This is a genomic window from Thermococcus litoralis DSM 5473 (assembly GCF_000246985.2).
GTDB classification, from domain to species: domain Archaea; phylum Methanobacteriota_B; class Thermococci; order Thermococcales; family Thermococcaceae; genus Thermococcus_A; species Thermococcus_A litoralis.
In genome coordinates this window covers 15,075-30,502 of record NC_022084.1, presented here as the reverse complement: position 1 = coordinate 30,502, position 15,428 = coordinate 15,075, and the positions used below count along the sequence as shown (strand labels likewise).

Annotated in this window: 14 protein-coding genes; 10 read left to right on the top strand and 4 right to left on the bottom strand. The window is 44.8% G+C overall.

Going from position 1 to position 15,428, the window contains the following annotated elements:
• The first annotated feature begins 57 nt into the window (after window positions 1-57).
• The 3 genes from trxB (at window position 58) to OCC_RS00125 (ending at window position 3,263) form a co-directional block, all read left to right on the top strand.
• Window positions 58-1,050 (top strand): thioredoxin-disulfide reductase, encoded by a 993-nt coding sequence (trxB, locus tag OCC_RS00135; protein WP_004066377.1) that lies wholly within the window; start codon window positions 58-60, stop codon window positions 1,048-1,050.
• A gap of 157 nt (window positions 1,051-1,207) precedes the next feature.
• Complete coding sequence (locus OCC_RS00130; protein ID WP_004066380.1) at window positions 1,208-2,551, top strand: acetyl ornithine aminotransferase family protein; 1,344 nt, start codon at window positions 1,208-1,210, stop codon at window positions 2,549-2,551.
• A gap of 109 nt (window positions 2,552-2,660) precedes the next feature.
• Window positions 2,661-3,263: an ECF transporter S component gene (locus OCC_RS00125; protein WP_004066383.1), complete on the top strand. Its 603-nt coding sequence runs from the start codon at window positions 2,661-2,663 to the stop codon at window positions 3,261-3,263.
• On the opposite strand, the gene OCC_RS00120 is transcribed toward OCC_RS00125, so the two are convergent.
• Window positions 3,260-3,547: a family 4B encapsulin nanocompartment shell protein gene (locus tag OCC_RS00120; protein WP_004066384.1), complete on the bottom strand. Its 288-nt coding sequence runs from the start codon at window positions 3,545-3,547 to the stop codon at window positions 3,260-3,262. The two genes, OCC_RS00125 and OCC_RS00120, sit on opposite strands and share 4 nt — an antisense overlap.
• On the bottom strand, window positions 3,540-4,199 hold the full coding sequence (gene deoC / locus OCC_RS00115; RefSeq protein WP_004066387.1) for a deoxyribose-phosphate aldolase: 660 nt from the start codon (window positions 4,197-4,199) through the stop codon (window positions 3,540-3,542). The genes OCC_RS00120 and deoC overlap by 8 nt, the downstream gene beginning before the upstream one ends.
• A 98-nt stretch (window positions 4,200-4,297) precedes the next feature.
• Here deoC and OCC_RS00110 point away from each other — a divergent pair, with 98 nt between their 5' ends.
• The gene (locus OCC_RS00110; RefSeq protein WP_004066389.1) at window positions 4,298-5,224 is read left to right on the top strand and encodes a calcium/sodium antiporter; all 927 of its coding nucleotides are present in this window, start codon (window positions 4,298-4,300) and stop codon (window positions 5,222-5,224) included.
• Here the strand turns inward: OCC_RS00110 and OCC_RS00105 are convergent.
• Together OCC_RS00105 and OCC_RS00100 are read right to left on the bottom strand one after the other, a co-directional pair.
• The gene (locus OCC_RS00105; RefSeq protein WP_048874649.1) at window positions 5,217-6,044 is read right to left on the bottom strand and encodes a radical SAM protein; all 828 of its coding nucleotides are present in this window, start codon (window positions 6,042-6,044) and stop codon (window positions 5,217-5,219) included. The genes OCC_RS00110 and OCC_RS00105 overlap by 8 nt on opposite strands.
• Window positions 6,045-6,049: 5 nt before the next feature.
• Complete coding sequence (locus tag OCC_RS00100; RefSeq protein WP_004066393.1) at window positions 6,050-6,406, bottom strand: hypothetical protein; 357 nt, start codon at window positions 6,404-6,406, stop codon at window positions 6,050-6,052.
• Window positions 6,407-6,554: 148 nt separating this feature from the next.
• Here OCC_RS00100 and OCC_RS00095 point away from each other — a divergent pair, with 148 nt between their 5' ends.
• From OCC_RS00095 to cas7i, 6 genes are all read left to right on the top strand, one after another.
• A complete protein-coding gene (locus tag OCC_RS00095) occupies window positions 6,555-7,415 on the top strand; it encodes a cation diffusion facilitator family transporter (RefSeq protein ID WP_004066395.1) in 861 nt (286 codons plus the stop codon).
• A 5-nt stretch (window positions 7,416-7,420) separates the two neighbouring features.
• Window positions 7,421-7,861 (top strand): ferritin family protein, encoded by a 441-nt coding sequence (locus tag OCC_RS00090; RefSeq protein ID WP_004066397.1) that lies wholly within the window; start codon window positions 7,421-7,423, stop codon window positions 7,859-7,861.
• Window positions 7,862-8,049: 188 nt separating this feature from the next.
• The gene (locus OCC_RS00085) at window positions 8,050-11,892 is read left to right on the top strand and encodes an adenosylcobalamin-dependent ribonucleoside-diphosphate reductase (protein WP_004066399.1); all 3,843 of its coding nucleotides are present in this window, start codon (window positions 8,050-8,052) and stop codon (window positions 11,890-11,892) included.
• Window positions 11,893-12,043: 151 nt separating this feature from the next.
• On the top strand, window positions 12,044-12,832 hold the full coding sequence (cas6, locus tag OCC_RS00080) for a CRISPR-associated endoribonuclease Cas6 (RefSeq protein WP_004066401.1): 789 nt from the start codon (window positions 12,044-12,046) through the stop codon (window positions 12,830-12,832).
• On the top strand, window positions 12,801-14,351 hold the full coding sequence (gene cas8a1 / locus OCC_RS00075; RefSeq protein ID WP_004066403.1) for a type I-B CRISPR-associated protein Cas8b1/Cst1: 1,551 nt from the start codon (window positions 12,801-12,803) through the stop codon (window positions 14,349-14,351). Before cas6 ends, cas8a1 begins: the two co-directional genes overlap by 32 nt.
• Window positions 14,348-15,424 carry a type I-B CRISPR-associated protein Cas7/Cst2/DevR gene (gene cas7i / locus OCC_RS00070; RefSeq protein WP_004066405.1) on the top strand — a complete coding sequence of 359 codons (1,077 nt, stop codon included), beginning with the start codon at window positions 14,348-14,350 and terminating at the stop codon, window positions 15,422-15,424. Before cas8a1 ends, cas7i begins: the two co-directional genes overlap by 4 nt.
• Window positions 15,425-15,428: the final 4 nt, after the last annotated feature.

The window sequence follows — 15,428 nt, the reverse complement described above, 5'->3', positions numbered from 1 at the left end:
GTTCCACAATGTTTTTAAATATTCAACCAAAAGTTGCAAACCGGAGGTGAGGGAAAGATGTTCAGCTTAGGGGGACTTTCACAGACAGTTGATGAAACAAAAACGTGGGATGTTCTGATAATAGGAGCCGGCCCGGCAGGTTTTACTGCGGCAATATATGCGGCACGCTATGGGTTGGAGACCCTTATGATCTCAAAGGACATAGGTGGAAACGTTGCCCTTACAGACCTCATTGAGAACTACCCCGGATTTCCCGATGGAATAAGCGGTGCAGAGCTTGCCAACAGGATGCATGAGCAAGTAAAAAAGCTTGGAGTTCCGATAATTTTTGATGAAGTTGAGAGAATAGACCCCGCTGAGTGTGCCTATTATGAAGGCCCATGCAAGTTCCATGTAAAGACAAAAAATGGGAAGATTTACAAGGCCAGAACCGTTATAATAGCCGTTGGAGCAGAGCCTAGGAAGCTTAGAGTTCCTGGTGAAGACAAGTTTTACGGAAGGGGAGTTAGCTACTGTGCAACCTGTGACGGTCCTCTATTCAAGGGGAAAGATGTGATAGTTGTAGGGGGCGGCAATACAGCGCTACAGGAGGCTCTGTATCTGAAGGAGATAGGAGTTAACGTTACCCTTGTTCACAGAAGGGAGCAGTTCAGGGCGGACAAAATACTTCAAGACAGGTTCAAAAAAGCTGGAATTCCAGCAATTTTAAACACGGTTGTGGTTGAGATAAAGGGCAATCAGAAGGTCGAAAGCGTAGTGCTGAAAAATGTAAAAACCGGCGAAGTATTTGAGAAGAAGGTCGATGGTGTGTTTGTTTTCATAGGCTACGAGCCTAAGACGGATTTCGTTAAACACCTCGGCATTACCGATGAACAGGGATATATCCCGGTTGATATGCACATGAGAACAAAAGTAAAGGGGCTCTTTGCCGCTGGAGATATAACAAACGTCTTCAAACAGATTGCAGTGGCCGTTGGGCAGGGAGCTATAGCGGCTAACTCAGCAAAGGAGCTTTTGGAAGAGTGGAAAACTCAAGTGAATGAAGAGTGATTCTCCACTAAACCTTTTTTGCAAACTTTTTTTGCTGGCTTTATTGTATAACTAATGCTTAACTCCAATTATTTTCGAAACTTTTTCGAGTAAAGAGGGATTTTAGTGAGCATAAAATTATATAGGGGTAAAATGTCCTATACATCGGTGAGCGAACATGGTGAAGGGACCTCAGGTTAAGGAAATCCCCGGACCGAAGGCTAGGGAAATAATAGAGAAGCACCACAAGTATATGGCAACCACAACAAACGACCCAAACGAATACTTCTTGGTTATAGAGAGAACGGAGGGCAACTACTGGATTGACGTCGATGGAAATAGAGTTCTTGATTTCTCCTCTGGTATAGGTGTTCTCAACGCTGGTCTTAGAAACCCGAGGGTTGTTGAAGCTTTGAAAGAGCAACTAGATAAACTAATTCACGGTGCTGGAACCGATTATTACAACCCCTATCAAGTGGCTCTTGCCGAAAAGCTTGACAGCATCGCCCCTGGTGACTTTGAGAAGAAGACCTTCCTTTCAAACAGCGGTACGGAAGCTAATGAGGCAGCCTTGAAGATAGCAAAGTGGTCAACCCAAAGAAAGCTCTTCATAGCCTTCATTGGGGCATTCCACGGCAGAACTCATGGAACAATGAGTTTGACCGCAAGCAAGCCCGTCCACAGGTCGAGGATGTTCCCAACAATGCCCGGTGTTGAACACGTCCCATACCCCAACCCCTACAGAAACCCATGGCACATTGACGGTTATGAGGAACCAGATGAGCTCGTGAACAGGGTAATTGAATACATTGAAGATTACCTCTTTGACCACTATGTCCCACCGGAAGAAGTGGCAGCTTTCGTAGCGGAGCCAATTCAAGGTGAGGGAGGCTACGTAGTGCCACCAAAGAACTTCTTTAAGGAGCTCAAGAAAGTTGCAGACAAGCACGGTATACTCATCATAGACGATGAAGTCCAGATGGGAATGGGAAGAACGGGCAAGATGTTTGCAATTGAGCACTTTGGAATTGCTCCAGACATCATAAGCCTCGCAAAGGCACTTGGTGGTGGAGTGCCAATTGGAGCAACGATCTTTAGGAAGGATCTGGACTTTGGTATCCCTGGAGTACACAGCAATACTTATGGTGGAAACGCATTGGCATGTGTAGCGGCATTGACGGTAATTGAGGAGCTTGAGAAAGGCTTAATTGAAAACGCTAAAAAGCTTGAGCCGCTCTTCAAGGAGAGACTTCAGGAAATGTATGATAAATACGAAATCATCGGTGACGTCAGAGGACTTGGCCTTGCTTGGGCTATTGAATTCGTAAAGGACAGAAAGACAAAAGAGTACGCAAGCAAGGAAAGAAACCAGGTTGTTGTTGAAGCCCTCAAGAGAGGCCTTGCAACCCTTGGCTGTGGAAAGAGCGCTTTAAGACTAATCCCACCGCTAACAATAGACGAAGAAGAGGCCAAGATTGGTTTGGACATTCTCGAAGATGCCATCAAAGCTGTTGTCGGCTGATCCTGTTTTCTATTCTCTTTTTGTCCCTTCTGCGCTTGCTGGGAGTAAGGTTTTTAAGTTTAAATTTCAAGTTAAAACTTGAAAAATAAATAAAGTGGAGGGATGAATAATGGCCATGGAAGCACTTGCACCATACGGTAAGTGGGTGTTAATAGCCGTTGCCGTTCTTTACTTTGTTTACCTCTTCGTGCTCAAGAAGAAAGTCTTTGAAGTTGCGGTAGGAGTGGCTTTATCCGGCATAATGGCGGCACTAGTGGCGGTAGCAACGATGCTAATCCAAGTTCCAACGCCCTTAACGAGGGGATACATCAACGTTGGGGACAGCATGGTAATGCTTGTGGCAGTCCTTTTTGGCCCCACAATAGGAGCATTCGCCGGGGGATTTGGTTCCGCAATGGCAGATTTAATTACCGGCTATGCACATTGGGCACCGTTCACTTTAGTTATAAAAGGAGTGGAGGGATTCGTCGTTGGATACTTAACCTCAAAGAAAGACGACTTTACAACAATCCTCCTAGCTACAATCCTTGGTGGAGCCCTAATGGTTCTAGGATACTTCTTCGTTGAGGTCTACTTTTACGGATGGGGAGGAGCCATAGCAGAGGTTCCAGGGAATACCCTCCAAGCAGTCACCGGAATTATCGTGGGTGGTGGAGTAGGGCACGTAATAAAGAGAAGGGTCAAGGACATGCTTGTATCACTTCAGATTTAGAGTTCTCCAATTTCCCTTATCTCCTCCCACATCTCCTTTTCTTCCCTTAAGGGTTCGAGCGATATTCTGCGTGAGGCTTTTCGGAGATGCCCGAGGAATCTTGGGTCGGCAATTATTGCGTCGCAATTAAGCTCTTTTATTACATAAACATTCAATCCAAGAGTTTTCAATTCTTTTGCGGCTTTTTCAGCAAACTTTGGGCCTACAAGCGCCACCTTTGGTTCAAACCCATCTTCTCGAATCTCTTTTATAACAGTCCTTAAGAGCTCCAGGGTTTCACCCATTTTTAGCCCCTTCTACGATTTTCACACCGCTTGATGTGCCTATTCTGTTAGCTCCAGCCTCTATCATTGCCAAAGCCTGTTCGTAGGTTCTTATGCCCCCGGCAGCTTTTACTCCAAGCTTATCCCCAACAACCCTGCGCATTAACTTGACATCTTCAACAGTTGCTCCTCCAGTTCCAAATCCCGTTGATGTTTTGACAAAATCAGCCCCAGCCTCCATGGCGAGCTTACATGCTATCTCTTTTTCTTCGTCAGTGAGGTAGCAAGTTTCAATTATGACCTTCACTATTGCCCCCTTTTCGTGGGCAACCTTTACAACCTCTGCTATGTCATTTTTAACGTACTCGTAATCCTTATCCTTCAATGCACCGATGTTAATGACCATATCAAGCTCATCCGCTCCATCTTCGAGGGCTTTCTTTGCCTCAAAAACCTTCACTTCCGTCGGCGTTGCCCCAAGTGGAAATCCAATTACACTCGCAACCTTAATCTCTGTACCCTTAAGCTGTTCCTTTGCGAGCTTTACCCTGTATGGGTTGACACAAACTGCGTAAAAGCCGTATTTCTTTGCCTCTTCACAGAGCTTTATTATGTCCTCCTTGGTGGCGTAGGGCTTTAAGTTTGTGTGGTCTATGTACTTGGCAATATCCATACCTCTCACCTCACCTTAGTTTGGGGTTATGTTGTATTTTAGGGTTTTCACCCAAAGGCTTTAAAAATTAGTCATTGAAATACCTTCCGGGAGGCACAATGGCGGCGGAATACATTATAACCTTTGGAATCTTTGCCTTGGGACTGCTAATGCTGATCAAGGGAAGCGACATATTTGTCGAAGCAGCTACAAGGGTTGCGAAGGGGTTTGGAGTTAGCGAGTTCATAATCGCTTTAGTATTGGCTAGCATCGCCACAACTCTGCCAGAGGTCACGACTTCTGCGATAGCTGCGTATCAAGGGTTCAGCGATATAGCCCTCGGAAACGCCATAGGGAGTGCCCTAGCAAACATAGCCCTAATCTTGGGTTTGTCTGCTCTCATCATGCCGCTTGATGTTGATGAAATAGCCTGGAAGAACGCCCTTTTTATGATTGGTGTGACATTTTACGCGTGGATTTTAATGAGGGATCTCGTAATATCTAGGATTGAGGGGTTAACGCTGATCATGATATATTTGGGATTCCTCTATTACCTCTATAAGAAGCATGTAACGCTGGAAGAAGTTAAAGAGGGTAGAGGAAACCCCAAGAAAGATGTTGTAATTTTGTTTGCAAGCGGACTTGTGGTTGTTTTCGGGGCTAGACTTGTTGTTGAAAGCGCTGTAAAGATCGCCACAGCCCTTGGAATTCCAGAAGTGGTTATAGCCCTCACCTTGGTCTCAATTGGTACTTCTCTTCCGGAGATGGCAAACTCATTAACCGCCACACTGAAAAAAACCCCCAACATAAGCGTTGGCAACGTTGTAGGGGCCAATATACTGGATATCCTCATGGTTATCGGTATTGCGGCTTTAATAAGGCCGATAAAAGTGGATTACAGCATATATTCCTTTACAACCCCTCTAACGTTGCTTGTAATGGCGGTGCTTGCGATTTCTCTAAAGCTAAACAACAGAGTTGGGCGGAAAACAAGCGTAGTCCTCTTAGCTTTGTATGCTTATTTCCTCTATGCTAATTTCACATAACGCAGCATTCGTAAATAACCTCTACCTCCCTTATTGTTTTTGCCCACTCAATGACCTTTCTTGGCGGGTTTGTTATTCTGTCAACTCCTTCCTCTATAGCCCCTTTGTCAAACTCCAGCCTCCATTTTCCCAGAGGTCTCATACATCCGATGCTCAGCTCTCCATTGAACCTTTCTCTGGCATATTTAACAACCTTTAGGCTCTCCTCTACAGAAGAAGCTTTTACGTTCTCCATCTCCGTTCCTCTTGTTGGAATTAGAACGTCAAAAACCAAAACCTCAATTGGATACTCCACGAGCATATCAATTGCTTTGTACTCCCACCAAACCTTTCCAAAGTCCAGACCTATGGTTATATGCGGCGCAACTTTGATACCGTTTGATGTGAGAAGATCTATTATCTCGAGGTAGTCTCTAACGCCCTTTTCTATTTTATAAACTCTCCTAATAACATCGTCATCCCCAACAAAATCGAGAGAAACTGCATCCACATGCCTTATCCATTCCAAGTCCTTCTCGTCTATAAAACCTACATGGGCGTTGAGCTTTAGCTTCGTTTCTTTCTTTATGCGCTCTATCTCTGAAGAATAAAGGTCAAGTGGCACTTTAAGCCTTGAGTCCAGCCCACCGCTTAAAAGACAGCCCCTATAGCCCTCTTTCTCAAGCGATTTGCAGTATTCGACGAGGTTATGCTTCGTTACTTTCTTCATTCCCTCAAGGTAGTGCTTCCCACAGTGGGCACAGTTTAGGGTGCAGTAGTTTCCAGTAAGGGAAATAGATGGGAAAGAAATACCCGGTATGTAGACCTTGAGCTTTTTCAAGAGGATCACTCCTCATCAACGCTTGCGTTTATCCTCTCTACGTCTTCGATAATGTCCTCCTCTTCTTCTTCGAGAAGGAACTGCTCCTCAAGCTTCTCTTCAAGACTGATCTTTTTCTTTTCTTTCATGGTCAGCTTCTCCGCCTCAGCCACCATGTTTAAAAGCACCGCTGCAAGCCTAGCAGCTGTCTCAGTCCTCATTGAAGCCTTTGCCTCAACATCTTCGTTGTGGATTATCATGCTTATGTTTGCCGGTCTGAAGGTTCCATGCTGGTCTATGTATGCATCCCACAGACTTAGGGCAATGTACTTATCCTTGCTCCCCATGTAAATTCTTATTGTGTATCTCGGCTTATTTGCCATTAAACTCCACCGATTGTTGCTTGTCTATTAACAATAAAAGTCTTTTGAAAAAGATTTAAAAGTCTCATGCGAATTGTGTAACACCCAATGAAGAGTTCAGCCTTACCTGAGTCGTGATGATGGAGTGACGGACTGAGGGGTGTAACCTATGGAAGAGGTTTACAGGCCTTTAATAGCGAGCATCCTTGGAAACGTTCTTTTGGCTATTCTGAAGGTTTTTGTTGGGTTCTTATACTCCAGTTTGGCTTTGATTTCCGATGGTATACACTCTCTCTCGGATGTTGCGACAAGTATCGTGGGCTACTTCGGGGTTAAGATCGCATCAAAGCCTGCCGATAAAACCCATCCCTTCGGCCATTCCAGATTTGAATCCCTGTTTGCCTTTTTTATAGGCATATTGCTCTTTCTGGTTGCTTATGAAATAGCCAGAGATGCCCTGAAAAGAATCTTCAGCGGGCATGTTATTGAAGTGAACTCGGTCATGCTTGCCGTTGTTGTGATTTCTATTGTCTCAAAGGAAGCAATGACCCAGTACGCCCTTAGAGTGGGAAAGAAGCTCAACAACCAGATACTTGTTGCAGATGCTTATCACCACAGGAGTGATGCACTGAGCAGTGTCGCTGTTTTAATAGGCTTACTCCTTCAAAGGCTGGGCTTTACCTATGGGGACGCTTTGGCAGGACTTGTCGTGGCTTTGCTTGTGGGTAAGGCTGCTGCTGAGATAGTCTTCAAGAATGTGAACTACCTAACAGGAACTTCTCCACCCTTTGAGCTGTGTGAAAAGATTAAAGAAACTGCACTCAGCGTTGAGGGTGTTGTTGGGGTGCATGACCTGAGGGCACACTACGTTGGTCCAAAGCTGCATGTTGAGCTGCACATAGAAGTTCCCCCACATTTCACCCTTAAAGAGGCACATGACATAAGCGAAGAAGTTAAAAGGAAAATCGAAGACCTGGATGAGGTTGAGGCGGCGTTTGTCCATGTAGATATCAAAGGGATAACGGAGTGAGAAAGATGAAGCTTGAAGAGCTCCTGCAGAAGATAGTTCACCAGGAGAACGAGCTTTACAACCTCTACAAGCTCGGAGAGACCTTTGCTACCTATGAGCACCCCTCTTTAATCGAACACTTCCAGTGGCTTGCAAGTGAAGAGCTGAGGCACAAAAATACAATTGAGAAGTTCAGCAGTGAGAAGACTCTGGAAAAAACCGCGGTTATAGATTACGTGGATTCTTTAAGCCTGGAGCCATACTTCCAGGATGAGAGGGCTGAGCCTCAGACACTGACTGATCTTATCTTAGAGGCCCTCATAAGGGAAAAGCACAGCTATGAGCTCTACAAAAAACTAAGCCAGATACTTAGCGGTTCTTTAAGCGAGATATTCAACATGATGGCTCAAGAAGAGCTCAAACATGCCTACAGGCTGAAGATTATCTATGAGGGTTTAGAGGAATAGTTGGATAAAATATCCGACTTGGGGGTTTTTCTACTCTTTATTATTCCGACGGGCTCTGTCTTCAATATTTGTCACCTTGGCAATCTCAGCAAGGGCAAGATATATTTACCTTACCTGCTCATTATTTCCTACCGATACTTTTACTATGGTACTGCGGAATAGCAAAATAATATGACAGGGTGGTTTATATGCCAGTTGAAAAAGTGATGAAAAGAGATGGCCGGATAGTTCCTTTCGATGAGAGCCGTATAAGATGGGCTATACAAAGGGCAATGTGGGAAGTTGGGGTAAGGGATGAGAATCTTCTCGATAAGATTGTGAAGGATGTTGTTGATAGGATCAATGAGCTTTATGATGGGCAGACCCCCCACATAGAGAACATTCAGGACATAGTAGAGCTAGAGCTGATGAGAAATGGCCTTTTTGATGTTGCCAAAGCTTACATAATCTACAGGAAGAAGAAAGCAGAGATTAGAGAAGAGAAAAGGAGAATACTCAACAAAGAGAAGCTCGACGAGATAGACAAGCGCTTCTCAATAAATGCCCTTAGAGTTCTGGCAAGCAGGTACCTCATGAAGAATGAAGAAGGAAAAATAATCGAGAGTCCAAAGCAGCTCTTTGAGAGGGTTGCCATTTTAGCCGCAATTCCCGATCTCCTGTATGACGAGAGAGTGTTCTCTAAAGAAGGGGGCTACGCCCAAGATTTGAAGAGAGTCGAATACTACCTGCAGAACCTTGAGAACTTCGATAACGTTTACAGCATAGGTCGCTTCAAGCTCAACAAGTACCACTTCGAGAGGATGGTAAACCTTTACAGAGAACTGGCAGAGAAAGGAAAAATGAAGGTAAGCATTGACGAATTCTTGAATATGCTCGATAGGGGAGAGTTTGACAAGTATGAAGAGGTCGTCGAGGAGTTCTTTAACTTAATGGTAAGCCAGATTTTCATGCCAAACACCCCGGCCCTTATAAACTCTGGAAGACCGTTGGGAATGCTCTCAGCCTGCTTCGTTGTGCCGATAGAGGATGACATGGAGAGCATAATGAAAGCAGCCCATGATGTAGCTATAATCCAAAAAATGGGTGGCGGTACTGGTTTGAATTTCTCAAAACTCCGTCCAGAGGGAGATTTGGTTGGAACGACGACTGGAGCGGCTAGTGGTCCTGTCTCGTTCATGCACCTCATCGATGCCGTTAGCGATGTAATAAAGCAGGGTGGAGTGAGAAGAGGAGCAAACATGGGAATCCTTGAAGTGTGGCATCCAGATATTGAGAAGTTCATCCATGCAAAAGAGCAGAATGTTGGAACAAACGTTTTAAGCAACTTCAACATAAGCGTTGGGCTGTGGGCTGATTTCTGGGAAGCCCTCAAAGAAGGGAAGAGGTATCCTCTCATCAATCCAAGAACAGGGAAAAAGGTAAAGGAAATCGATCCTAAGAGTCTTTTTGAAGAGCTAGCTTACATGGCTTGGGCAAAGGCAGATCCGGGCGTAGTGTTCTTTGACATAATAAACAGAAGAAACGTTCTGGAGCCTGCAAAGGGAGAAAAAATCCGTGCAACCAACCCATGTGTTGTTGGAGATACAAGGGTTTTAACACCCGAGGGCTACCTCAAGATTGAGGAGCTCTTTAGGATTGCAAAAGAAAGGAACGAAGAAAAAGTTGTTGCAGTTGAAGGAATAGCTGAGGAAGGAGAAGAGTTCGCTTATCCAATAACGATCCTACTTCCAAATGAAGAAGAGAAAGAAGTCATTTATGAGACTGCACACGGAAAGCAGCTCGCTGTAGCAGACCCCATTGAAACCAAAGCCTATGTCTGGAAAGTTGGAAGAAAGAAAGTGGCTAGAGTAAAGACAAAAGAGGGTTACGAGATAACCGCTACCCTTGACCATAAGATAATGACAAAGGATGGCTGGAAAGCAGTTGAAGAGCTTAAAGAAGGTGATTTAATAGCCTTGCCAAGGTTTGAGATCGAGGATGACTTTGGAAGCGAGAGTATAGGTGAAGATTTAGCGTTTGCCTTGGGATGGTTTATTGGGGATGGATATATTAACACAAATGATAAGAGGGTTTGGTTCTACTTCAACGCTGAAAAAGAAGAGGAGATGGCGCATAAAATCTCTGAAATACTCAAGAAGCACTTTAACTCCAAAGCCGAACCTCACAAATACGGAAGTGAAATCAAGCTTGGAGTGAGGGGCGAAGCCTACAGATTCTTTGAGAAAATAGTCAAAACGAACGAAAAAAGAGTTCCAGAAATCGTTTACCGCTTAAAGCCAAATGAGATCAGAGCATTTTTAAGAGGTCTCTTCACAGCTGACGGCTACGTGGACAATGATAGTGCAATAAGACTAACTTCAAGGGATAGGGAGCTTTTAAGAGACGTCCAAGATTTACTGCTTCTCTTTGGTATACTATCAAAAATCTACGAAAGGCCATACAAGGGTACATTTGAATACACAACCAAAGACGGTGAAAAGAAAATCTACGAAGCGCAGGGATATTATGAACTCGTTATAGCAAACTACAGCAGAAAGCTGTTTGCAGAAAAGATTGGCTTCGAAGGAGAAAAACAAGAAAAAATTAGGCTCAATAAAACAAAAATTGACGAACCCTACGCAAGAGTTGATAGTGTGGAATTTATTGGAGAAGAAATTGTTTATGACTTAACGGTACCGGAGATTCATAGCTATGTCTCCAACGGATTTATGAGCCACAACTGTGGAGAAGAGCCCCTCTACGACTACGAATCGTGTAATTTAGCCTCTATAAACCTTGCAAAGTTCGTAAAGTACGACGAGGAAGGAAAGCCCTACTTCGACTGGGACGAATATGCTCAGGTTATAATGAAAGTCGCCAAATACCTCGACAACGCTATCGATGTAAACAAGTTCCCTCTACCGGAGATAGACTACAACACAAAGCTCACCAGAAGAATCGGCGTGGGAATGATGGGGTTAGCAGATGCGCTCTTCAAACTTGGCATTCCTTACAACAGTAAAGAAGGCTACGACTTTATGAGGAAGGCCACGGAGTACCTGACCTTTTACGCATACAAGTACAGCATAGAGGCGGCAAAGAAGAGGGGAACCTTCCCGCTTTATGAAAAAACCAAATATCCAGAGGGAGAGCTGCCGATAGAGGGCTACTACCACAGGGAGATATGGAACCTCCCATGGGATGAGCTCGTTGAAGAAATCAAGAGATACGGCGTAAGAAATGCTATGGTAACCACATGCCCACCGACGGGAAGCGTTTCAATGATAGCAGATACCTCAAGCGGAATTGAGCCAATATTTGCTCTCGTTTACAAGAAGAGCGTCACGGTTGGGGAGTTCTATTACGTTGATCCAGTGTTTGAGGCTGAGCTTAAGAAGAGAGGACTCTACAACGACGAGATCCTTCAAAAGATAAGCGACAACTACGGTAGCGTGCAAGGCTTGGAGGAGATACCAGAGGACATGCAGAGAGTTTTTGTGACCGCAATGGATATCCACTGGCTTGATCACCTCTTAGCCCAAGCAAGCATCCAGCTCTGGCTCACCGACTCAGCGAGTAAAACGATAAACATGCCCAACGATGCGACCGTTGAAGACGTTAAGGCCGCTTACCTCTTAGCCCATGCCCTCGGATGTAAGGGAGTCACGGTTTACAGGGATGGAAGCTTGAGCGTTCAGGTGTACTCTGTGGAAGGTGAGAAGAAGAAGCGTGTACCGGCAAAGCCGAGCGAATATGCAAAGAAAATACTTAGAGAGATCGTTGAGAGCGAATCGTGGCTCAAGAAGTTCATCAATGTTGAGGCGATAATAGACGGCACCAACGGGAAAGAGGTACCGACGTTTTCTTTGAGCATCTCGAGAGCCCAAAGACAAGCGGAAGAAACAGCTAAGGAGAGAAACGTAAAAGACCTTCTTGGAGTAGCCTACTGTCCAGTCTGCTATGAAAAAGATGGAGAGCTCGTGGAGCTTAGGATGGAGAGTGGATGTGCCACCTGTCCAAAATGCGGCTGGAGCAAGTGCGTGATTTCTTAGTTCCTTCTTTTAAATTTGTTTCATGTTGGTTTAATAAGGTGTGGGAATTCTTCAAATCGTGGTAATAGTTATATTACTATTTGTTGAGTAAAGCTTAAATACTTTGAAGACCTAGCTAATACTACTAAAGATCCCCTTAGGGGATGATAAATTGAGGTTCCTAATAAGAATGGGTGGAGAAAATTCAGAGTTTAAAGTTCCTTACAACCATCAGCATTACCTTCAAGGTCTTATATACCGGAGGATCCAAGCTGTAAACCCCGAGTTAAGCCTTAACCTGCACCGCCCAAAGGTGCCCAAGCTATTTACCTACTCGCTCTTCATGACCGAGAAACGAAAAACACTTCGAGGAGAGAGGTACTTCATTGGAAAGGGAAAAGCATTCTTTTACTTCTCAACGCCTATAGCGGAGATTGCTGAAGCGTTTATCGGGGGCCTTCTTCAAGAGCCAGAAGTAACGCTGTGGAACGAGAGGTTTTACGTGGAGGAGGTTAAGGCTTTGGCGGAGCCTTTCTCTTACAGCGGGAGGACTTACTCAACACTCTCGCCAATAGCCGTAACCACTTTAAAGCCCGAGCTCGGGAGGCTCAAACATTATGACCTCTCTCCCATGGAAGGGGAGTTCTACAATAATTTGAGGGAAAACCTTAGGGAGAAGTATGTTCTGCTTTACGGGAAGGCTCCTCCAGAGGATTTTGAGGTTAGGGTGTTGAAGGCAAAGCCCAAGCGCTTTGAGGTCAAGCCGGGCATCTTTCAGAGGGCTTGGCATCTCGTGTTCAAGGCTTATGGTGATGATGAGCTGATAAGGGTTGGCTATCGGGCTGGCTTTGGGGAGAAAAACAGCCTAGGCTTCGGGATGGTGAAGGTTGATGGGCGGAAGGAGAGAGTGAAGAAGAGGTGGAAGGGAGGTGAAAAATATCAAAAAAGAGAGGAGACTTAATGAGTTCTTGACAAGATTGGAAATTCAAAACACTCAGAAGGGAAGGACAGACTCACATGCCATATCTCCAATTTTTACTTGGACAGGACATCCATTTACTGACGCAGGCCTCGTTGCATTGTTGCTTTTAAGTGGAAAGGAGAAGCCTGAGGAGCTGACTGAAGAGGACGTCAAAAGAGCCGTTAAGTTTGTGGCTAAGTTGTATTCGCAGGAAGGATGGGCTCAATTACTGGCAAGGATATACAGAAACAACAATCCAATTCTAATGATTAATCCATCAATGAGAAAGTATGCAACTCCAGACAAACTTGAATTTAGTTTATGGGGCTTATACCAACTTATCCTCTCAACAAGAAAGCATAAAGACAGAAAAGTATGTCAAATTTGTGGCAGATATCCAGTTGTATCTGGTCTTGAACTGAGATCAATAATAAACACTAAAGAAAGAGAACGCCCTAAGGAGATAACGGGAGACATATTTCCATTGTTGGGAACAGGAGACTTAAGAAACTATTTCCCCCATGGAAACGAAATGGGGGCAGATATATGTGCCCACTGCCTGTTTTTAGCCCAACTCTCCTCAGTAGGTAGCTATGTAATAACGACCAAAAATGGAAAAACACAAGGAGTTCTTATTGTCCATGCCTATCCTTATGAAAAAATGGTAGAATTAAACAAAGCCGCGGTTAACAGTGCCAAGAAGGCGTACTTATATAATACTGCAGAGGGCTTTAAACAACCAGTAAACTTCCTCTTTGAGCTCATTAGAAAAGTTGCCGAGAATGTGGAAACTGGATACTGGGAGGATGTTTCAATTTCAGCATACTACTATCTCAACGGCAACAGAACTGGGGAGCAGTGGATAGAAATATTCTACATCCCCAATCCGATTCTCCGCTTCGTAGCTTTTGCAGCTAGAAAAGATGGTATTGGTTGGAAAAAGATAGTCTTAATGGGCTGGAGAAAAAGACCCAGTGAGAAGGAGTTCGAAGATTTCAAGAAACGCTATCCCAACGATGTCTACTCAAAACTTCTTTCGGGAGAGAGCATACTCCCATACTTCCTCGATATCCAAAACCGTAAGGTGAATGCAGGCTGGAATCTCCTCTCATTTTACTGCTCGGAGGTGTTAGGTTTGGATAAAGAAGCTTTGGAGTTTATTAAAGGAGTTGCTGACAGGATTGTAGAAACCGTTGAAAAGCTGCCAGATAACAAGCTCTCAAGACGGATCAGAGAGTTGGAGAGGGCAGAGAAGCTCTACCAGTTTGAGAGCTTCTTCATAAGAGTTGAAAAGGATAGGCAAGAGTTCGGCATTCCCGAGGCACTGATGAGCTTTGACGATTTCGCGAGGATATTAACAAGCTATGGCGAAGACTTGAACGTCTCCTGGAAGACTGTCAAAAACCTTCTCCTTTTCCGCATCTATGAAAAGCTCCATGATCGGCTTATGAAGGCTTCCCTTGAAAAGGCTGAGGTCGAAGAAGCCGAAGAAGAATTTGAGGAGGGTGTTGAGAAATGAGGTTTGCAACTGGGTTGGTTTTGATAGACGCGCCCCACTCGGCGCTGAACATGCTAGGTATAGATGAAAGCCTCGCCGACAGGAACGTTACGAGGGTCAAAACCTTTAAACGCGGTGGAAAACGCTATCCCTACGTCTCCCCGCAGGCTTGGCGCTACTGGTGGCGCTCTACACTGAAGGAGCACTTCAACTGGGAGCTCTCACCCCTATATAGGGAGCAGAAGCAGGTATTCACAGCCGCAAATCCACTCAAGTACCCTGACGATGATATCTTTGGTTACATGAGGGCATTTAAGAAGGGTGGTGTCAACGTAACGGTTACCAGAGTTTCTCCTTTGAAGAACACACCGTTAATTTCGGTTCTCCCGGATAGGAACTCCCTAACGGTTGATGAGGGTTATGCTTCAAGGCACGAAGGCGATCCCGTCCCATATAGCCAAGAGTTCTACTCCACTGTCTTCAAGGGTGCTTTTTCTCTAGATCTCGATGCAGTTGGGCGCTTCACTATCATAAGCAAAGCCGGCTTTAAGAACCTCCTCACAAGAGGTGACCTCCCCAAAAGCAGAAACAAAAACAACGAAGAGATATTCCAAGAAGTTGAGGAAATGGAAAAGCTTGCTCAAGAGCTTGGAGTCCAGATGAATGAAAAAGAATGGCTCATGCCAGCTGAGATCAGAAAGAAACGTGCGAGCGAAGCCATAAAGGCTCTTCGCTTCTTCTCAGGTGGGGCCAAACAGACGCAGTACCACACTGATATAACACCAAAATTCGTGCTCCTTCTCAACGTTGATGCTGGGATAAACCCATTCATAAGCGACATAGTTTACGAAGAGAAAGGAGACATCAAGTTTGACGCAGAAGCACTTGCAAAGAGGCTAAGCGACCTTAAAGACGTTATCCCAGAAGGAGCAAAGCTCTACCTTGGCTATGATGATGGCTTTGTTAAGTCTCTTGGTTGGGACATGGATGAGATAGTTAAGAAACTCAAAGAGAGCGGTATTGGGGTGTTTGTTGGGACAGTGAAAGAAGCCATAGAGGGGTTCGTGAAGGAAGTCGAGGCATACTACGGGTGAGCCC